Source organism: Erwinia sp. AnSW2-5, assembly GCF_045107195.1.
In the GTDB taxonomy this organism is placed as follows: Bacteria; Pseudomonadota; Gammaproteobacteria; order Enterobacterales; family Enterobacteriaceae; genus Erwinia.
On record NZ_JBJGXA010000034.1, the window covers coordinates 59,139 to 78,330 of the forward strand.

Genomic DNA, 19,192 nt, shown 5'->3' on the forward strand with positions numbered 1-19,192 from the left:
GGAACTGGAATGGCTAATATGTTCGCCCTGATTTTGGCGATAGCAACGCTGATAACCGGCATTGTCTGGTGTATCGACAAATATAAATGGGCACCGGCACGGCGCGCGAAACGTGCGGCGGCGCAGGCACAAGGTATCGAAGCCACCAAGGCAGACAAACAGCCAGGTTGGGTAGAAACAACGGCTTCGGTTTTCCCGGTGCTGTTCGTGGTGTTTGTGGTGCGTTCGTTTATTTATGAGCCGTTCCAGATCCCATCAGGTTCAATGATGCCGACGCTGTTAATCGGTGATTTTATCCTGGTGGAAAAATATGCCTACGGCATTAAAGATCCGATTACCCAGACAACGCTGATCGAAACCGGTCATCCGAAGCGGGGCGATATCGCGGTGTTCAAATACCCGAAAGATCCCAGCATGGATTACATCAAGCGTGTCATTGGTTTGCCGGGCGATCGGGTGACTTACGATCCGCTGAGCAAAACGGTGTCCATACAGCAGACTTCCACTGCACTGCCAGTGACCTACTCTGATGTTGAAGAGAGTGACTTTATCCAGACCTTCAGCGGTTTCAGCGGTAATGAACTGGGCAATGGTTTCTTCCAGAAGCCGAAAGGTGAAATGATGCAGGGCGGCGTGCGTTTAGCCACCCGCAACGAGACGCTGGGCGATGTCACCCATCGTATTCTGTTGATTGCGCAGGCACCGAGTCAGCCGGGTTCATACTACCAACAGCCAGGTCAGCCGCAGTCCACCTGGGTCGTGCCAGAAGGCATGTACTTTATGATGGGCGATAACCGTGATAACAGCGCTGACAGCCGTTACTGGGGTTTTGTTCCTGAGCGTAATCTGGTGGGCAAAGCGACCGCAATCTGGATGAGCTTTGACAAGCAGGAAGGGCAATGGCCAACCGGCGTTCGCCTGAGCCGCATCGGCGGTATTCATTAATGATCGCCTGCGGGCGACATTAGCAACGGGTGGTCTGTCAGGTTGACAGGCCACTGCACACGAAACAGATCGTGTTGGTGTTCAGGCTCAGCCCTGTTCCGTGTGCAGGATAATTGACGCATTAAGAAATTGGTAACGCATGAACCCCATCGTAATTAACAAGCTTCAACGAAAGCTGGGCTACACTTTTACCCATCAGGAATTGTTACAGCAGGCGCTGACTCACCGTAGTGCCAGCAGTAAGCACAACGAAAGACTGGAATTCCTGGGCGACTCTATTCTGAGCTACGTGATTGCTAATGCCCTTTATCAGCGCTTCCCGCGCGTGGATGAAGGTGACATGAGCCGTATGCGTGCCACGCTGGTTCGCGGCAACACGCTGGCAGAGATGGCACGGGAATTTGACCTTGGCGAGTGTCTGCGTCTTGGTCCGGGTGAACTGAAAAGCGGCGGCTACCGCCGTGAATCGATTCTGGCTGACACCGTAGAAGCGCTGATTGGCGGGGTTTTCCTCGACAGCGACATTCAGTCGGTGGAACAACTTATCTTGAGCTGGTACGCCAGCCGTCTTGATGAGATCAGTCCGGGCGATAAACAAAAGGATCCAAAAACGCGTCTGCAGGAGTTCTTGCAGGGTCGTCATCTGCCGTTGCCATCCTATTTGGTGGTACAGGTGCGGGGCGAAGCGCACGATCAGGAATTTACTATTCACTGTCAGGTAAGCGGCATGGCAGAACCGGTTGTGGGAACCGGATCCAGCCGTCGCAAAGCTGAACAGGCAGCAGCCGAACAGGCGCTGATTAAGCTGGGAATTGAATGAGCGAACAAACTACCCATTGCGGCTTTATTGCTATTGTAGGCCGTCCGAACGTTGGTAAATCTACCTTACTGAACCAGTTACTGGGGCAGAAGATTTCCATCACCTCGCGTAAGCCGCAAACCACGCGTCACCGCATTATGGGCATCCATACTGAAGGGGAATATCAGGCGATCTACGTCGATACCCCTGGCCTGCATATGGAAGAAAAGCGGGCAATCAACCGCCTGATGAACCGTGCTGCCAGCAGCTCGATCGGTGATGTTGAAATTGTGATCTTCGTTGTTGAAGGGACCAAGTGGACCGCCGACGATGAGATGGTACTGAACAAGCTGAAAGACGGCAAAGTGCCGGTGCTGTTAGCGATCAACAAGGTCGACAACATTACAGACAAAAGTATTCTCCTGCCGCACCTGCAGTTCCTGGGTCAGCAGATGAACTTTATGGATGTGGTGCCGATCTCAGCCGAAAAAGGCACCAATGTTGATACCATCGCCAGCATCGTGCGTAAACGCCTGCCGGAAGCGGAACATCACTTCCCGGAAGACTACATCACCGATCGTTCTCAGCGCTTTATGGCGTCTGAAATTATCCGTGAAAAACTGATGCGTTTCCTCGGTGCCGAGCTGCCGTACTCCGTCACGGTTGAGATCGAACAGTTCCTGACGAACGAGCGTGGCGGTCTGACGATCAATGGTCTGATTCTGGTAGAACGTGAAGGCCAGAAGAAGATGGTGATCGGTAACAAAGGCGCCAAAATCAAAGTCATCGGTACTGAAGCTCGCCGTGATATGGAAGATATGTTTGAGGCGAAAGTTCACCTTGAACTGTGGGTGAAAGTGAAGTCCGGCTGGGCGGATGATGAACGCGCCTTACGCAGCCTGGGCTATACCGACGACCTCTGATCCTGATGGATGGCTGGCAACGCGCATTTGTCCTGCATGGACGTCCCTGGAGCGAAACCAGCCTGCTGCTTGACCTGTTCTCTGAACAGCATGGCAGGGTACGGGTGCTGGCCAAAGGCGCCCGTTCCAAACGCTCCAGCCTGAAAGGCGCGTTGCAGCCCTTCACACCGCTGCTGGTACGCTGGGGCGGCCGTGGCGAGGTCAAAACCCTGCGCGGTGCTGAACCGGTGTCACTGGCGCTTCCTCTCAGTGGTACGACCCTTTACTGCGGCCTCTACGTCAACGAACTTCTTTCGCGCGTGCTGGAAGATGAAACCCCCTTCAGTGAGCTTTTCTTCGACTACCTGCACTGTATCCAGTCGCTGGCGTCTGATTCTCCTTCACCCGAACCCGCGCTCAGGCGTTTTGAACTGGCTATGCTGGGCCATCTTGGTTATGGCGTGGATTTTCTTCACTGCGCAGGCAGCGGTGAAGAAGTCGCCGATGATATGACGTATAGCTATCGTGAAGAGAAGGGGTTTATTGCCAGTCTCGTTATCGGGCATCGTAGTTTTACCGGTCGTCACTTGCGCGCACTCTATCTGCGTGAATTCCCGGATGCAGACACCCTGCGCGCTGCTAAACGTTTTACCCGCATTGCCCTGAAACCCTATTTGGGTGGCAAACCGCTAAAGAGCACCGAACTGTTTCGCCAGTTTTTGCCGAGAAAACGACCAGATGCCGCACTTCCTGGCGATGAATAGTCACAGGTAATATCCCTGCATGTGGTGAACGTTGTACACTTCCTGAAAACCTTTCGCGATCATCAGAGGACTATCATGGCAGAGCTGTTGTTGGGCGTTAATATCGATCATGTTGCTACTGTACGTAACGCACGTGGCACACATTATCCCGATCCGGTACAGGCGGCATTTGTCTCTGAGCAGGCAGGGGCCGACGGTATTACCGTACATCTGCGTGAAGACCGCCGTCATATTACCGATCGCGATGTGCGTATCCTGCGTCAGACCATCCAGACACGTATGAATCTTGAAATGGCCGTTACGGATGAAATGGTGGACATTGCCTGTGACATTCTGCCGCACTTCTGCTGCCTGGTCCCTGAGAAGCGTGAAGAAGTCACCACCGAAGGCGGACTGGATGTGGCCGGACAGCAGGACAAAGTGACTGCGGCGGTAAAACGGTTGAATGATGCTGGTATCCTGGTTTCACTGTTTATCGATGCTGATCATCGCCAGATTGATGCCGCTGTTGCTGCCGGTGCACCGTATATCGAGATTCACACCGGGGCTTACGCTGAAGCGGAAGAAGGGAAGGCCCGCGATGCTGAACTGGCGCGTATTGCTGAAGCCGCTACCTATGCTGCAGGGAAAGGTCTGAAGGTCAATGCCGGGCACGGGCTGACTTACCACAACGTACAGCCGATCGCCGTTCTGCCAGAAATGCACGAGCTGAATATCGGCCATGCGATTATTGGGCGCGCCGTGTTTAGCGGTCTGGCTGAGGCGGTGAAAGAGATGAAACTGCTGATGCGTGAAGCGCGTCGTTAATGGCAATCCTCGGCCTGGGTACAGATATTGTAGAGATCGCCCGCATTGAAGGGGTGATCTCCCGCTCTGGCGATCGCCTGGCAAAACGTGTGCTGAGTGATAACGAGTGGGCGCAGTACCAGGCACACCAGCAGCCGGTGCGCTTTCTCGCCAAGCGTTTCGCGGTAAAAGAAGCGGCAGCCAAAGCCTTTGGCACCGGTATTCGCGGTGGTCTGGCGTTTAATCAGTTTGAAGTTTATAACGACGAGCTGGGTAAACCCGGACTGCGTTTTTTCCAGCATGCTGAGGAAGTGGCGAAGAAGCTGGGGGTGGCGCATGTGCACGTTACGCTGGCTGATGAGCGGCACTATGCGTGCGCAACGGTGATTATTGAGAGCTAGCCCGCCGGATGCAGCACCACAAACTTTTCCCACAGTCGGTCATTACTCTCGATGTGCAGTGGATCAACGATAATCGTGTGATCGATCGGGCACACCTGCTGGCAGGTGGGGGAGTCGTAGTGGCCGATGCACTCTGTACAGCGATCGGTATCGATCTCGTAGAACTCGTCCCCCATTGAGATCGCTTCGTTAGGACACTCCGGTTCACACATATCGCAATTGATACATTTTTTGGTGATCAGCAGCGCCATAATTCTCTCAAGTCAGTAACAGGATAAAGTGCGCGGGTATTATACGCGCACTTGTGACTCAAACCAGCTTTTTCACCAGCGCTTCACTGTGGCGAATATGGCTGGAAGCGCGTTCTGGATCGCGCTGAATCAGTGCCATAAACAGCAGATCCGTCAGCGCCAGCTGTGCGGTGGTTGAGGAGATGGCAGCGCTACGCGTTGTCTGCTCTTCTGCAACGGTATAAAGACAGTGGCTGGCCGACTGTTGCAGAGTATTCGGTGTAAAGCCCGTAAAGGCCAGCACGGTAGCGCCAATGCGCTGTGCTTCCTGAGCAGCAAGGTTGATCTCGCGGCGTTCGCCGGTATAGGAGATGGCCAGCAGCACATCACCCACGTCTAATGCCTGCACGCTGGACAGTAGCGCATGCATATCCTGCTCGGCCACGGCACTGATGCCAATCTTCATCAGCTTCCAGGAAAAATCTTTCGCTACCAGGCCAGAAGCACCAATCCCGACCAATACAATACGCCGTGCCTGCTTCAGCAGACGCAGTGTCTCCAGCAGCATCTCTTCACTGTTAATATCCAGCGTAGCGCGAATGGCTGAACTCTTCTCGGTGAACAGTTTTTCGCCAACCACCTTCAGCGCATCATCGCTGAGAATATGGTTATGCACGGTAATCGCATCTTTCTCGGCCAGCGATTCACTGAGTGCCAGCTTCAGCGCCGGGAAACCTTTATAACCGAGTTTTTGCGCAAATTTCACTACGCTTGACTGACTGACGCCTGACTCATCCGCCAGCTTTTGTGAACTCAGGTGGCGTGCCCGGTCCGGCTGCGACAGCAGGTAGTCAGCCAGCCGACGTTCGTTCAGCGCCAGGCTAGGATAAAGCTGACGGATACGCAGCAATGAACTCATCATTTTTCCTCTTGCTAATTCAGGCTCATCATATTGAATTATCTGTAATGATAACATTCAGCTGGCTAAGTCTAACGCGACATTTAACGGTTTCCATGATTAAGAACGGGAAAAAGTGCCGTCGTGTAGAATAAAATATTCATGTATTATAATACTTATACGAATTAAAAATTCAAAAGGAGAAATAATGAATCTCGGTTCGCTGGTATCGGAAACACGTAACCCGGACACGTTCGACCTCGACAATCTGTCGACGCTTGAGATGGTGTCTAAATTCAATCAGCAGGATGCGACCGTCGCGGCGGCTGTTGCCCTGACATTACCGCAGGTTGCAACGGCGGTGGATGCAGCTGCTGCTGCGCTCACTGCGGGTGGACGCCTGATTTACATGGGGGCAGGCACCAGCGGCCGTCTCGGCGTGCTGGATGCTTCCGAATGTCCTCCCACCTTCGGGGTGGCACATGGCGTGATCGTTGGACTGATTGCAGGTGGCCCAGGTGCATTACTGAAGGCAGTGGAAGGGGCTGAAGATAACGCGCAGTTGGGTATCAGTGATTTACAGGCGCTGGACCTGACGGTGAACGACATGGTGGTGGGCATTGCGGCTTCCGGCAGGACGCCTTACGTGATTGGCGCGTTGCGTTATGCCCGCCAGTTTGGCTGCCGCACCGCGGCGATCTCCTGTAACCCGGACTCGCCGATAGCAAGGGAAGCAGAGATTGCTATTTCACCGGTTGTCGGGCCGGAGGCACTCACCGGTTCAACCCGTCTGAAGTCCGGCACCGCGCAGAAGCTGGTGCTGAATATGCTCTCGACTGGCGCCATGGTGAAAATCGGTAAGGTGTACCAAAATCTGATGGTGGACATGCAGGCGACCAATATCAAACTGGTCGATCGTGCGCGGCGTATGGTATGTGAGGCGACAGGTTGTGATGCTCAACAGGCCGAAGCTGCCTTGCAGCAGGTGCAGTATGAAGTCAAAACGGCCATCTTAATGATCCTGGCGGATCTTCCGGCAGAGCAGGCAAAACAGCGGCTGGCACACCACAAAGGATTTTTACGCGCGGCACTGTCTAACCACTAACGGAAAACAAGGATCACTCATGGAAAAATCCACCCGGTTGGCACAGGCGCTGCTGCAGGGCATTGGCGGAGCAGCCAATATTGTTCGACTGGAAAACTGTATGACGCGGGTACGCGTTGAAGTCAGCGATGAGAGCCAACTGGAGCCGGACAAACTGCGCCAGCTGGACGGTATAAAAGGATACGTGAAGCAGGGAAGCCAGCATCAGTTTATCGTCGGCCCGGGGGCGGCGGCAAAAGTGACGGATGCGATGCGCGATCTCATCTCATCCGGCGGTGTTGCGGAGGCTGGCGACACTGTACAGCAGAACAAAACCCAGGCGAAAGCGAAATACCGCGCGCCGCTGAGTGATGGGTTACGTCAGCTGGCGAATGTCTTTATCCCGCTGATCCCGGCGTTTATTGCCTCCGGTTTGATCACCGGGCTGATCAATATTATCAAACGCCCGGATATCGTCGGGGATATTGCCACACAATACCCCAACCTGATCGGGCTGGCAGCGATCTTCGGCAGTGCCGTGTTCACGATAATGAATATTCTGGTCGGGGTGAATACGGCCAAAGTGTTTGGCGGATCGACCGCGTTGGGTGGCGTGATGGCGGGCATCCTCTCCAGCCCTGCGCTGGCGCAGATCACACTGTTTGGCGAGCCGCTACAACCGGGACGTGGTGGGGTGATAGCGGTTCTGCTGGTGGTGGTACTGATGTGCTGGATTGAAAAACGTCTGCGCCAGCGTCTGCCAGAATCACTGGAACTGATCCTCAACCCGCTTCTGACTACACTGATTACTGCGACGCTGGCTATCGTGCTGTTACAACCCCTGGGCGGGATGATCTCCGATACCATTGCTCATGGGGCCACGCTGGCGATTGATCGCGGTGGTGTACTGGTAGGCGCTGTTCTGGCCGGAACCTTCCTGCCACTGGTGCTGACCGGCTTGCATCAGGGGTTGGTGCCGATCCACGTTGAGTTGATTCAGGCGCACGGCGCGAACGCGCTGCTGCCGATCCTGGCGATGGCGGGCGTCGGGCAGATTGGCGCCTCTCTGGCGGTGCTACTGAAAACACGTAACGCAAGGCTGAAAAAACTGGTCAAAGGTGCGCTGCCGGTGGGTTTACTCGGGGTCGGTGAACCGTTGATCTTTGGTGTGACCCTTCCGCTCGTGCGCCCGTTTATTGCTGCCTGTCTCGGCGGTGCCGTTGGCGGAGCGGTGATTAGCTATGCTAAGGTCGCCACCTTGATTACGTTCGGTCTTTCCGGGCTGCCACTGGCGCTGACGATTGTGGCCGGTAAAGTGATGATGTACCTGGCAGGCTGGCTGACCGCAGTGATCTGTGGTTTCCTGTTTGCCTGGTTTATGGGCTTCAATGACCCTGAGGAGTAAGGTTTGACAACCAGTCGGGAACGACGCGTGGTATTTTTCGACCTTGATGGCACCCTGCACCAGCAGGATATGTTTGGTACCTTTATGCGCTGGTTATTGTGGCGTCAGCCGCTCAATCTGTTGCTGGTGGTGCCACTGTTGCCGGTGACAGGGCTGGGGCTGCTGATCAAAGGCCGAGCTGCACGCTGGCCGATGAGCCTGCTGTTATGGTCGATAACGTTTGGTCGCAGTGAAGCGCGTCTGGCCGAGCGGGAGCAGCAGTTTGCCCACTGGTTCCGCCAGCGGGTGACGGCATTTCCCGTGGTACAGCAGCGGCTGACGGATTATCTCAACAGTGAAGATGCCGATGTCTGGCTGATTACAGGCTCGCCGCAACCGCTGGTGGAACAGGTCTATTTTGACTCTGCATTTTTGCCACGCGTTAAGTTGATCGCCAGCCAGATGTCACGGGCTTATGGTGGCAGGGTGCTGGCCATGCGCTGCCTGGGCCATGAAAAGGTCGCGCAGCTGGAAGAGCAAATTGGCACGCCGTTACAGCTTTACAGCGGCTATAGCGACAGCAAGCAGGATAATCCATTGCTGTTTTTCTGCCAGCACCGTTTCCGTGTAACGCCGGTGGGTGAGCTACAGCAACTGGAATAAGCGTCTGGCAGGATAGTCTCTACGCGACATTTAACGCTATAATGTCGCGCTTTTTTTGCTGGAGACTCAGGTGACCGACAACAACGATGAATTCTGGATGCGCCACGCGCTCAAACTGGCTCAGCGCGCCTGGGACGAGGGCGAAGTGCCGGTGGGTGCCGTTCTGGTGCATGAGGGAAGGGTGATTGGCGAAGGCTGGAACCGCCCGATTGGTCACCATGACCCCACGGCGCATGCCGAAATGATGGCAATACGTCAGGGCGGAAAAGTCATTGAAAATTACCGTCTGCTGGAGACCACGCTGTATGTCACGCTGGAACCCTGCGTGATGTGCGCCGGTGCAATGATACACGGGCGCGTAGGCAGGCTGGTGTTTGGTGCGCGCGATGCGAAAACCGGGGCGGCTGGCTCACTGCTGGATGTGCTGGGGCATCCGGGCATGAATCATCAGGTGCAGATTGAGCAGGGGATCCTTGCTGAAGAGTGTGCTGGGCTGCTCAGTAACTTCTTCCGCCAGCGCCGTGCCGAAAAGAAAGCCCAGCGCCCGTAGGGGGGCGGACCTTCTTTTTCGGGCTGTCTGCTAGTTTAGCGCGATCTTCGCTTCAACCGTTGGATAGCCGTCACCCAGTTCGGCTTCCGTTGCCGCCTGTTGCGCCAGCTTTCTTTCCTGATCTTGCAGATAACCGACCAGACTTATCTGGTATTTGCGGATATTTTCCACATAGGCATAGGCTTCATGGCCACGTGCATAACCGTAACTGGTCTGGCTGTAATAGCGTTTCTGGCTAAGCATCGGCAGGCGAGTTTTCACGTCGGCCCAGCTATCCGGGTTGCCCTTCTGTTTATCCGTCAGTTTGCGTGCGTCCAGCATATGGGCGTAACCCATGTTATACGCCGCCAGAGCAAACCAGATGCGTTCGTCTTCAGGGATCGTCGGGGGCACCTTTTCCATCATGCGCACCAGATACTCACTGCCGCCACGAATGCTCTGTTCCGGGTCGGTCCTGTCGCTGACATCCAGGCTATCCGCTGTATTGCGCGTCAGCATCATCAGGCCACGCACGCCTGTCGGGGACGTGGCCTGTGGGTTCCAGTGGGATTCCTGGTAAGAGATGGCTGCCAGTAAACGCCAGTCAATGTTCTGCGCGTACTTCTCGAAGAGTGGCTGGAAATCCGGTAGCGTTCCGTCAATGGCGCGCAGGAAGGTGCGCGTATCAACATAGTCGAAGGTGCCGACGTGCCCGAGGTACTTCTCATCCAGCCGCGCCATTGCGCCTTCTTCACCCATCTGGTTAAAGAAGTCCAGCAGCGCTGCATTCATGCTGTCATCCTGTTCACGCTGGACATACCAGGTGACCGGCTCTTCATCCGTGATATCAAAAGCCACTGCCAGCTGCGGATGGATGCGCTGCATCAACGCGATCGTGACGGAATCTCCCACGGTATAGTCGAGTTTGCCGTCGGCCACCGCTTCCAGCAGCCCCTGAGGCGTTTGGTCGGTCGAGATCGCCCAGTCAAGGTCGGGATACTGATGAGCCTTCATCTCACGCAGGGTCGACAGATAAGCCGATCCTGACGCCGCCGTCAGGCGCCCCTTCAGATCGCCCAGGTTTTTCGGCCGTGGAGCGCCGATACGGTACACCAGCTGTTGTGAAACAGAATAGTAAGAAGGACCGGCATGAAAACGTGCCAGCCGATCATTATTGTAAATTAAACCTGCCGCCAGCAGGTCGGCTTTATCATCTTCGAGGTCGTCAAACAGATCGCCAAGATTCGGGCGAACGGTGATTTCCAGCTTAACCCCTAAATAATCGGCGAAGCGCTTCGCCAGCTCGTAGTCCATACCCGCTGGAGATTGATTGACTGTGTAGTAAGTCAGCGGAGAATTTATGGTGCTGATACGCAGCACTCCCCGCGATTTTATCTGTGCGATACGGTCGGTCGAGCCGCCGTACCACGGTATCGAGGGCCACAATGCAAGCGCAAGCAGCACGGTGATTAGCCCGACCAGCAGATAATTAAATTTAAGGCGTTTCAAATAGTTATCTCTCGGTGATTCTCAGGTGTCTGTCTTCAATGACAGTATTTATTGTCTATAATGGGTCCTGAGCGTGGGGCATTCTGCTCAACTCCGCGCGGCTCCGCAACTGAAATCCACCTGTTTTGTGCGTTTTTCAGTCAATTCCTTATCGCGATTAATTCTGCGCAAACGGTTTCGTAACGGGTGCGGATTCTCTATAATACCGCCCGTTTTCCCCTGTTGCGCCCAATGAAGCGTCGCCCGGCGCTTCGAGACGAGAGATCTTTAATGATGGAAATTCTGCGTGGTTCGCCCGCTCTGTCGGCATTTCGTATTAACAAACTGCTGACCCGCTTTCAGGATGCTCACCTGCCGGTGAGTGATATTTACGCTGAGTACGTCCATTTTGCCGATGTCAGCGCGCCGCTGAGCGAGGATGAAAAATCCCGTTTGCAGCGCCTGCTGAAATACGGTCCCTCTCTCGCTGAACATACCCCGGAAGGCCGCCTGCTGCTGGTGACTCCGCGTCCTGGCACTATTTCGCCGTGGTCTTCGAAAGCGACAGACATCGCTCACAACTGCGATCTGCCCCAGGTACTGCGTCTTGAGCGCGGCATGGCCTTCTATGTGCAGGCACCGCAGTTGAGCGCAGCACAGTGGGGAGAACTGGCCGCACTGCTGCATGACCGCATGATGGAAACCGTCTTCGCCGACCTGAGCCAGGCCGATGCGCTGTTTGCTCATCATCAGCCTTCACCGCTGCAAAGCGTGGACGTGCTGGGTGAAGGCCGCAACGCGCTGGTTCAGGCCAATATCAAACTGGGTCTGGCACTGGCCGATGATGAAATCGACTACCTGCAGGCGGCGTTTGAAAAACTCGGGCGCAACCCGAACGATATCGAGCTGTATATGTTTGCTCAGGCTAACTCTGAGCACTGCCGTCATAAAATCTTCAACGCCGACTGGGTGATTGATGGCAAAACGCAGCCGAAATCGCTGTTCAAGATGATCAAAAACACCTTCGAGAAAACCCCGGACCACGTGCTGTCAGCCTATAAAGACAACGCGGCCGTCATGGAAGGTTCTCAGGTAGGGCGCTTCTACGCCGATCCGCAGGGCCGCTACGACTTCCACCAGGAAGACGCGCATATCCTGATGAAGGTAGAAACCCATAACCACCCGACGGCGATTTCTCCGTGGCCGGGTGCAGCGACCGGTTCCGGTGGCGAAATCCGTGATGAAGGCGCAACCGGGCGTGGCGCTAAACCGAAAGCGGGCCTGGTCGGTTTCTCTGTCTCTAACCTGCGTATTCCGGGCTTTGAACAGCCGTGGGAAGAAGATTTCGGTAAACCGGACCGTATTGTGACGGCACTGGATATCATGACCGAAGGTCCTCTGGGTGGCGCGGCATTTAATAACGAATTTGGTCGTCCGGCGCTGACAGGTTACTTCCGTACCTACGAAGAACGCGTTAACAGCCATAACGGCGAAGAGCTGCGCGGTTACCACAAACCGATCATGCTGGCAGGCGGTATCGGTAACATCCGTGCTGACCACGTGCAGAAAGGCGAAATCACCATTGGTGCCAAGCTGATCGTGCTGGGTGGCCCGGCGATGAACATCGGCCTGGGCGGCGGTGCGGCCTCTTCAATGGCCTCCGGGCAGTCTGATGCAGATCTTGATTTCGCCTCCGTACAGCGCGACAACCCGGAAATGGAACGTCGTTGCCAGGAAGTGATTGACCGCTGCTGGCAGCTGGGTGAAGAAAACCCGATTCTGTTTATCCATGACGTTGGCGCGGGCGGTCTGTCTAACGCCATGCCGGAGCTGGTGAGCGATGGCGAGCGCGGTGGCCGTTTCAACCTGCGCGACATCCTTAACGATGAGCCAGGCATGAGCCCGCTGGAAGTGTGGTGTAACGAATCTCAGGAGCGTTATGTACTGGCGGTATCGCCGGACAGCCTGGCGCTGTTTGATGCACTGTGTAAACGCGAGCGCGCACCGTACGCCGTGATCGGTGAAGCGACCGAAGAGATGCACCTGTCGCTGGCTGACAGCCATTTCGACAACACGCCAATCGATATGCCGCTGGACGTGCTGCTGGGTAAAACCCCGAAAATGACCCGTGACGTGACCACACTGAAAGTGAAAGGTGACGCGCTGGTGCGTGAGGGCATTACGGTTGCAGATGCAGTGAACCGCGTACTGCACTTGCCAACCGTGGCGGAAAAAACCTTCCTGATCACCATCGGTGACCGTTCGGTCACCGGTATGGTTGCCCGTGACCAGATGGTCGGCCCGTGGCAGATCCCGGTAGCGAACTGTGCGGTCACCACCGCCAGCCTCGACAGCTACTACGGTGAAGCGATGTCGCTGGGCGAACGTGCCCCTGTCGCGCTGCTGGATTTTGCCGCCTCTGGTCGTCTGGCCGTTGGCGAAGCGCTCACCAACATTGCGGCAACCGAGATTGGCCCGCTGACGCGCATCAAGCTGTCAGCTAACTGGATGGCTGCTGCCGGTCACCCGGGTGAAGATGCCGGTCTGTATGAAGCGGTGAAAGCGGTGGGTGAAGAGCTGTGTCCGGCGCTGGGTATCACTATCCCGGTCGGCAAAGACTCGATGTCGATGAAAACCCGCTGGCAACAGGGAAATGAACAGCGTGAGATGACCTCTCCGCTGTCGCTGGTGATCACCGCGTTTGCCCGTGTGGAAGACGTGCGTAAAACCGTTACCCCGCAGTTGCAGACGGGTGATAACGCGCTGCTGCTGATCGACCTCGGTAAAGGGGTCAACGCCCTTGGCGCTACCGCGCTGTCACAGGTTTACCGTCAGTTGGGTGATAAACCTGCTGATGTGCGTGATGTGCAGCAACTGGCGGGCTTCTACAATGCCATTCAGGCGCTGGTGGCTGACAGCAAACTGCTGGCCTATCACGACCGTTCTGACGGCGGCCTGCTGGTCACGCTGGCAGAGATGGCCTTCACGGGCCACTGCGGTGTCGAAGTTGACATCGCGGCACTGGGCAGCGATAGCCTGGCTGCTCTGTTTAACGAAGAGCTGGGTGCGGTGATTCAGGTGGCAGCGGCCGATCGTGCGGCCGTTGAGCAGGTCTTTGCCGCTCATGGATTAGCTGATTGCGTCCATGTGCTGGGCCAGGCCGTAGAAGGGGATCGCTTTGTTATCACCTCTGGCGACTCTGCCGTGTACAGCGAAAGCCGCACCACGCTGCGTACCTGGTGGGCAGAAACCACCTGGCAGATGCAGCGTTTGCGCGATAACCCCGTCTGTGCCGATCAGGAACATGACGCGAAGAAAGACGATCGCGATCCTGGCCTGAACGTTGCACTGACCTTTAAGCCACAGGAAGATATCGCGGCGCCTTACATTGCGACCGGTGCGCGTCCAAAAGTGGCCGTGCTGCGTGAGCAGGGCGTTAACTCCCACGTTGAAATGGCCGCGGCCTTCCATCGTGCCGGGTTTGATGCGGTAGACGTGCATATGAGTGACCTGCTGGCGGGTCGTCGTGGTCTGGATGACGTGCAGGCGCTGGTTGCCTGCGGCGGCTTCTCCTACGGTGATGTGCTGGGTGCAGGTGAAGGCTGGGCGAAGTCGATTCTGTTTAACGCCCGCGTGCGTGACGAATTCGAAACCTTCTTCCATCGCCCACAGACGCTGGCGCTGGGCGTGTGTAACGGCTGCCAGATGATGTCGAATCTGCGTGAACTGATCCCGGGCAGTGAAGAGTGGCCACGCTTTGTGCGTAACCAGTCCGAGCGCTTTGAAGCCCGCTTCAGCCTGGTGGAAGTGGCTGCCAGCCCATCCCTGCTGCTGGACGGCATGGTGGGTTCCCGTATGCCAATCGCCGTATCGCATGGCGAAGGCTTCGTGGAAGTGCGCAATGATGCTCACCTGGCCCAGCTGGAAAGCAAAGGTCTGGTGGCGCTGCGCTTCGTGGATAATTTCGGTAAAGTGACCCAGCAGTACCCGGCGAACCCGAACGGCTCCCCGAACGGTATTACTGCGGTGACCAACGAAAGCGGTCGTGTGACCATCATGATGCCGCACCCGGAGCGCGTGTTCCGTACCGTCAGCAACTCATGGCACCCGGCAGAGTGGGGCGAAGACAGCCCGTGGATGCGTATCTTCCGCAATGCACGTAAACAGCTGGGCTAACCCTCCGCGTTGACGTGATAGCTAAAACCGGCCTGAATAGGGCCGGTTTTTTTTCGCCTGTCTGGGGGCATTCGCAGGAGAGTGTTGCCATTTCACAACAAAGCAGATTTAAGGTGTCGTTAAATGGAGACATTTAATGTGTTGATTTTAATGACATAAGGCTATTTCACCTCCAGGTGTTGTTATATGACGACACTTAACCGGACCTGATGGTCAAAATAACCAGTCTGGTTAATCTGTTTACGCTATAACTGTCTATTTATTAATGGGTTATAAATTTATTTTCATTATGGCACGCTAATTGCTATAATCACTTCAGTGGCTCATTCACCTGGTTATGACAGCCCTGCGCAAGCGGACAAGTGCCCATAACACCCAGAATGACGCACAATACGGTGCCTGTCGTCCACCACACCGATAATCGTTCACTTTGTGACGTTATCAAACATCGGACGCAACGTTGAGTAAGGCACCACCTATTCAGTTACGCGGGCTTCCCCGGCGTAACGCCAGTGGCCGGTTCAGTGAACCGGCCATTTTCATTTTAATCTTTCACACTTTCTTCTCTGCTCACTCTCAGCTAGCATCGCGCTAACTACTGGAAAGAGAATCTGTGTCGTGAAGAAATGGCGTCTGTTACCGCGATCGTTACGTCAGTTGGTGCTGATGGCGTTTTTACTGGTGTTATTACCGCTGTTAGTGCTGGCCTGGCAGGCATGGGAAAGCCTGTCGGCGCTCAGCGACCGGGCGGCGGATACCAACCGCACCACGCTCACCGATGTGCGTCGCAGCGAAGCCATGGCCCGAACCGCACTGGAGCTGGAACGTAGCTACCGCCAGTATTGCGTACTGGATGATCCGATGCTGGCCCGCCTCTACCAGACGCAGCGTAGCCGTTATTCGCAAATGCTGGATGCCCACGCCCCGGTACTGCCGGATATCCGCACCTGGCAAATTCTGCGTCAGACTCTCACTCAACTCAGCCAGATGAAATGCGAAAACAGCAGCCCGGTGTCGCAGGCAGCGGATCAGCTTGAGATGTTCTCTGCCGCTAACAGCCAACTGGTCCAGGCCACCCGTGAAGTGGTGTTCTCGCGTGGGTTGCAGCTGCAACGTGAGATTGCCGAACGCGGCCAGTATTTTGGCTGGCAGGCATTGATCCTGTTCCTGCTCAGTCTGGGGCTGGTGGTGCTGTTCACCCGTATGATCATCGGCCCGGTCAAAGCGGTAGAGCGCATGATTAACCGCCTGGGAGAAGGGCGGCCGCTGGGGCACAGCCTGGCGTTTAAAGGCCCGCGCGAGATCCGTTCACTCGGGCAGCGCATTATCTGGCTCAGTGAGCGCCTGGCCTGGCTGGAGTCGCAACGTCATGAGTTTTTACGCCATATTTCCCACGAGTTAAAAACACCGCTGGCCAGCATGCGTGAAGGCACTGAACTGCTGGCTGACGAGGTGGCAGGCCCGCTGACCGCTGACCAGAAAGAGGTGGTCAGCATTCTTAATGACAGCAGCCGCCATCTGCAAACACTGATTGAACAGCTGCTGGACTATAACCGCAAGCTGGCGGATGGCCCGGTGGCGCTGGAAGATGTTCAGCTGCGGCCGCTGATCGACTCACTGGTTGCCGCTCACAGCCTTACGGCCCGCGCTAAACAGCTCCATATCAGCATCGATCTCAAGGCCGACAGCTGTCGGGCTGAGCCGACGTTGTTGTTGAGGGCGATCGATAATCTTTACTCCAATGCGGTACACTATGGCGCTGAATCTGGAAATATCTGGATCCGCAGCCTTCAGCAAGGAAACCGCGTGGTGATTGAGGTGGCAAATACCGGCCCGCCTATTCCTGCGGCTGAACGCGCCATGATCTTTGAACCGTTCTTCCAGGGAAATCTGCAGCGCAAAGGCGCGGTAAAAGGAAGCGGGCTGGGCTTAAGCATTGCGAAAGATTGCCTGCGCCGACTGCAGGGTGATCTGCAACTGATCGACAGCGTTGATGCTGATGTTTGCTTCCGCATCGAATTAAACACTACCGCCGGGAAGTTATCATAATGCAATCATTACGTTTTTCTGCCTTCCTGCAACACAGGCGTATGGGCAGACTAACCGGCACCGTCATACTGGCGTTTGGCCTGCTGGGGTGTCACCAGCAGCCTTCACAGAATGTGGCAAGCCGCGCCGATATCACACTGAATGAGCCTGATGTTAAAATTGTCGACTATCAGCTGGTGCCCTGTGAGCATATCTGGGCATTTAACGATGTGGCTGCAACGGCGAATCCTCTTTACTGGCTGCGCGCCATTGACTGCGGCATCCGACTATCGCCCGCTGACGCCCGTGCTGAAGCACGGCGCTGGCCAACGGATAACTGGCAGAGTGCCTTCAAACAGGCCGTATTGTTGAATAATGGCAATATGACTCCCGTCGAGCGTCGTCAGTATCTGAACCAGCTGGATAGCTACAGCTATGATTATCCTGCATCTGTGCGTCCGTTAATGCGGTTGTGGCGCGAAGGGCAGGGATCGCTGTTACAGCTCTCTGAAGAGCGGATGCGTTATGCCCATCTTCAGGAGAGCAGTGACGGTCAGCTCGATGGGCTGCGTCAGCAGCGAATCGTCCTGAAAAACGATCTGGCTGTCACCCGGCGCAAGCTCGATACGCTGACGGATATTGAACGCCGACTCTCGTCGCGCCGCTCCCCGGATGCTACTGACACTAACAGCCACGGTAATGATAAAAATAACCCGGCTGATAACTCGTCACAGGATGATGCAAATCCATGATCAAAAAGTCGGCAAGGTTACTGCTGGTAGATGATGATCCCAGCCTGTTGAAACTGCTGGGGATGCGCCTCAGTAGCGAAGGATTCAGTGTCACTACGGCAGAAAGCGGCCCGGAAGCGTTACGCGTGTTGAACCGCGATACGCTCGATCTGGTGATTAGCGATCTGCGTATGGACGAAATGGACGGTATGGCGCTGTTCGCTGAAATTCAGAAGCTCCAGCCTGGCATGCCGGTGATTATTCTCACCGCCCACGGTTCCATACCGGATGCGGTGGCGGCAACGCAGCAGGGTGTGTTCAGTTTCCTCACGAAACCGGTCGATCGTGACGCTTTGTATAAAGCGATTGATGACGCCCTGGTACATCGGGCACCCACCCGCGATGAAGCCTGGCGCGAAAGTATTGTCACCCGTAGCCCGCTGATGCTGCGTCTGCTGGAGCAGGCGCGCATGGTGGCGCAGTCGGATGTCAGCGTACTGATTAACGGACAGAGCGGAACCGGCAAAGAAGTGCTGGCGCAGGCCATCCACGCGGCCAGCCCGCGTGCGGGTAAAACCTTTATCGCCATTAACTGCGGTGCGTTACCGGAACAGCTGTTGGAATCCGAACTTTTCGGTCATGCGAAAGGGGCCTTTACTGGTGCTGTCAGCAGTCGTGAAGGGCTGTTCCAGGCCGCCGAGGGCGGCACGCTGTTCCTCGATGAAATTGGCGACATGCCGCAGGCGTTGCAGGTGAAATTACTGCGCGTCTTGCAGGAGCGTAAGGTGCGCCCGCTTGGTAGTAACCGCGACCTCGACATTGATGTGCGTATTATTTCTGCTACCCATCGAGATCTGCCGAAAGCGATGGAAAAGAAAGAGTTTCGCGAAGATCTGTTTTATCGTCTCAACGTGGTGAATCTGAAGATCCCGGCACTGCATGAGCGGGCAGAGGATATCCCCCTGCTGGCTAACCATCTGCTGAAGCAGTCGGCTGCACGGCACAAACCGTTTGTCCGTAGCTTCTCCACCGATGCGATGCGACGTCTGATTGCCGCCGCGTGGCCAGGGAACGTCAGGCAACTGGTCAATGTGATTGAACAGTGCGTTGCGCTGACTTCCGCGCCGGTGATTGGCGAGGCGCTGGTGGAACAGGCGCTGGCAGGGGAAAACACCGCGCTGCCTACCTTTGCCGAAGCCCGTAACCAGTTTGAACTCAATTATTTGCGCAAACTGTTACAGATGACCAAAGGCAATGTGACAAATGCGGCAAGGCTGGCGGGGCGCAACCGCACTGAGTTCTATAAACTGTTATCGCGTCACGAGTTGGATGCTGCCGATTTTAAAGAATAATTTTCACTGCGGTAACGCTGCCTGATTATGGT

17 protein-coding genes are annotated in these 19,192 nt (G+C 55.6%); 14 read left to right on the top strand and 3 right to left on the bottom strand.

Annotated features, from left to right (window positions below; all coding sequences use genetic code 11):
• Positions 1–9: 9 nt before the first annotated feature.
• From lepB to acpS, 6 genes are all read left to right on the top strand, one after another.
• Positions 10–945: a signal peptidase I gene (lepB, locus tag ACFL9S_RS20125; protein ID WP_405263615.1), complete on the top strand. Its 936-nt coding sequence runs from the start codon at positions 10–12 to the stop codon at positions 943–945.
• 139 nt (positions 946–1,084) lie between these two features.
• Positions 1,085–1,765 carry a ribonuclease III gene (rnc, locus tag ACFL9S_RS20130; protein ID WP_133845834.1) on the top strand — a complete coding sequence of 227 codons (681 nt, stop codon included), beginning with the start codon at positions 1,085–1,087 and terminating at the stop codon, positions 1,763–1,765.
• A complete protein-coding gene (gene era, locus ACFL9S_RS20135) occupies positions 1,762–2,667 on the top strand; it encodes a GTPase Era (RefSeq protein WP_405263616.1) in 906 nt (301 codons plus the stop codon). Before rnc ends, era begins: the two co-directional genes overlap by 4 nt.
• A 5-nt stretch (positions 2,668–2,672) precedes the next feature.
• Complete coding sequence (gene recO, locus ACFL9S_RS20140) at positions 2,673–3,410, top strand: DNA repair protein RecO (RefSeq protein WP_405263617.1); 738 nt, start codon at positions 2,673–2,675, stop codon at positions 3,408–3,410.
• A 75-nt stretch (positions 3,411–3,485) separates the two neighbouring features.
• Positions 3,486–4,217: a pyridoxine 5'-phosphate synthase gene (gene pdxJ / locus ACFL9S_RS20145; protein WP_405263618.1), complete on the top strand. Its 732-nt coding sequence runs from the start codon at positions 3,486–3,488 to the stop codon at positions 4,215–4,217.
• Entirely contained in the window at positions 4,217–4,597 is a 381-nt protein-coding gene (gene acpS, locus ACFL9S_RS20150) for a holo-ACP synthase (protein ID WP_159338031.1), read from the top strand. The genes pdxJ and acpS overlap by 1 nt, the downstream gene beginning before the upstream one ends.
• Here the strand turns inward: acpS and ACFL9S_RS20155 are convergent.
• Together ACFL9S_RS20155 and ACFL9S_RS20160 are read right to left on the bottom strand one after the other, a co-directional pair.
• The gene (locus tag ACFL9S_RS20155) at positions 4,594–4,848 is read right to left on the bottom strand and encodes a YfhL family 4Fe-4S dicluster ferredoxin (protein WP_405263619.1); all 255 of its coding nucleotides are present in this window, start codon (positions 4,846–4,848) and stop codon (positions 4,594–4,596) included. The genes acpS and ACFL9S_RS20155 overlap by 4 nt on opposite strands.
• Before the next feature lie 58 nt (positions 4,849–4,906).
• Positions 4,907–5,746 carry a MurR/RpiR family transcriptional regulator gene (locus ACFL9S_RS20160; protein ID WP_133845964.1) on the bottom strand — a complete coding sequence of 280 codons (840 nt, stop codon included), beginning with the start codon at positions 5,744–5,746 and terminating at the stop codon, positions 4,907–4,909.
• Positions 5,747–5,933: 187 nt separating this feature from the next.
• On the opposite strand from ACFL9S_RS20160, the gene murQ reads away from it, so the two are divergent.
• The 4 genes from murQ to tadA all read left to right on the top strand — a co-directional run bounded on the left by murQ (position 5,934) and on the right by tadA (position 9,406).
• The gene (murQ, locus tag ACFL9S_RS20165; protein ID WP_405263620.1) at positions 5,934–6,830 is read left to right on the top strand and encodes an N-acetylmuramic acid 6-phosphate etherase; all 897 of its coding nucleotides are present in this window, start codon (positions 5,934–5,936) and stop codon (positions 6,828–6,830) included.
• 19 nt (positions 6,831–6,849) lie between these two features.
• Positions 6,850–8,214, top strand: coding sequence for a PTS transporter subunit EIIC (locus tag ACFL9S_RS20170; protein ID WP_405263621.1), 1,365 nt, complete (start codon positions 6,850–6,852; stop codon positions 8,212–8,214).
• A gap of 3 nt (positions 8,215–8,217) precedes the next feature.
• Positions 8,218–8,856 carry a phosphatidylglycerophosphatase C gene (gene yfhb / locus ACFL9S_RS20175; RefSeq protein WP_405263623.1) on the top strand — a complete coding sequence of 213 codons (639 nt, stop codon included), beginning with the start codon at positions 8,218–8,220 and terminating at the stop codon, positions 8,854–8,856.
• A 70-nt stretch (positions 8,857–8,926) separates the two neighbouring features.
• Positions 8,927–9,406, top strand: coding sequence for a tRNA adenosine(34) deaminase TadA (gene tadA / locus ACFL9S_RS20180; RefSeq protein WP_405263624.1), 480 nt, complete (start codon positions 8,927–8,929; stop codon positions 9,404–9,406).
• Positions 9,407–9,436: 30 nt separating this feature from the next.
• On the opposite strand, the gene mltF is transcribed toward tadA, so the two are convergent.
• Positions 9,437–10,894 carry a membrane-bound lytic murein transglycosylase MltF gene (mltF, locus tag ACFL9S_RS20185; protein ID WP_405263625.1) on the bottom strand — a complete coding sequence of 486 codons (1,458 nt, stop codon included), beginning with the start codon at positions 10,892–10,894 and terminating at the stop codon, positions 9,437–9,439.
• Positions 10,895–11,164: 270 nt separating this feature from the next.
• On the opposite strand from mltF, the gene purL reads away from it, so the two are divergent.
• From purL to glrR, 4 genes are all read left to right on the top strand, one after another.
• Positions 11,165–15,049 carry a phosphoribosylformylglycinamidine synthase gene (purL, locus tag ACFL9S_RS20190; RefSeq protein WP_405263626.1) on the top strand — a complete coding sequence of 1,295 codons (3,885 nt, stop codon included), beginning with the start codon at positions 11,165–11,167 and terminating at the stop codon, positions 15,047–15,049.
• Between the two features lie 618 nt (positions 15,050–15,667).
• Positions 15,668–17,098, top strand: coding sequence for an ATP-binding protein (locus ACFL9S_RS20195; protein WP_405263627.1), 1,431 nt, complete (start codon positions 15,668–15,670; stop codon positions 17,096–17,098).
• Positions 17,098–17,829 carry a two-component system QseEF-associated lipoprotein QseG gene (qseG, locus tag ACFL9S_RS20200; protein ID WP_405263628.1) on the top strand — a complete coding sequence of 244 codons (732 nt, stop codon included), beginning with the start codon at positions 17,098–17,100 and terminating at the stop codon, positions 17,827–17,829. The genes ACFL9S_RS20195 and qseG overlap by 1 nt, the downstream gene beginning before the upstream one ends.
• Complete coding sequence (glrR, locus tag ACFL9S_RS20205; RefSeq protein WP_405263629.1) at positions 17,826–19,160, top strand: two-component system response regulator QseF/GlrR; 1,335 nt, start codon at positions 17,826–17,828, stop codon at positions 19,158–19,160. Before qseG ends, glrR begins: the two co-directional genes overlap by 4 nt.
• Positions 19,161–19,192: the final 32 nt, after the last annotated feature.

Coding starts and splice junctions, on each gene's coding strand:
- era (WP_405263616.1), top strand. CDS start 1,762: ATGAGCGAACAAACTACCCATTGCGGCTTTATTGCTATTGTAGGCCGT.
- acpS (WP_159338031.1), top strand. CDS start 4,217: ATGGCAATCCTCGGCCTGGGTACAGATATTGTAGAGATCGCCCGCATT.
- ACFL9S_RS20155 (WP_405263619.1), bottom strand. CDS start 4,848: ATGGCGCTGCTGATCACCAAAAAATGTATCAATTGCGATATGTGTGAA.
- recO (WP_405263617.1), top strand. CDS start 2,673: ATGGATGGCTGGCAACGCGCATTTGTCCTGCATGGACGTCCCTGGAGC.
- purL (WP_405263626.1), top strand. CDS start 11,165: ATGATGGAAATTCTGCGTGGTTCGCCCGCTCTGTCGGCATTTCGTATT.
- rnc (WP_133845834.1), top strand. CDS start 1,085: ATGAACCCCATCGTAATTAACAAGCTTCAACGAAAGCTGGGCTACACT.
- pdxJ (WP_405263618.1), top strand. CDS start 3,486: ATGGCAGAGCTGTTGTTGGGCGTTAATATCGATCATGTTGCTACTGTA.
- glrR (WP_405263629.1), top strand. CDS start 17,826: ATGATCAAAAAGTCGGCAAGGTTACTGCTGGTAGATGATGATCCCAGC.
- murQ (WP_405263620.1), top strand. CDS start 5,934: ATGAATCTCGGTTCGCTGGTATCGGAAACACGTAACCCGGACACGTTC.
- ACFL9S_RS20160 (WP_133845964.1), bottom strand. CDS start 5,746: ATGAGTTCATTGCTGCGTATCCGTCAGCTTTATCCTAGCCTGGCGCTG.
- qseG (WP_405263628.1), top strand. CDS start 17,098: ATGCAATCATTACGTTTTTCTGCCTTCCTGCAACACAGGCGTATGGGC.
- lepB (WP_405263615.1), top strand. CDS start 10: ATGGCTAATATGTTCGCCCTGATTTTGGCGATAGCAACGCTGATAACC.
- ACFL9S_RS20170 (WP_405263621.1), top strand. CDS start 6,850: ATGGAAAAATCCACCCGGTTGGCACAGGCGCTGCTGCAGGGCATTGGC.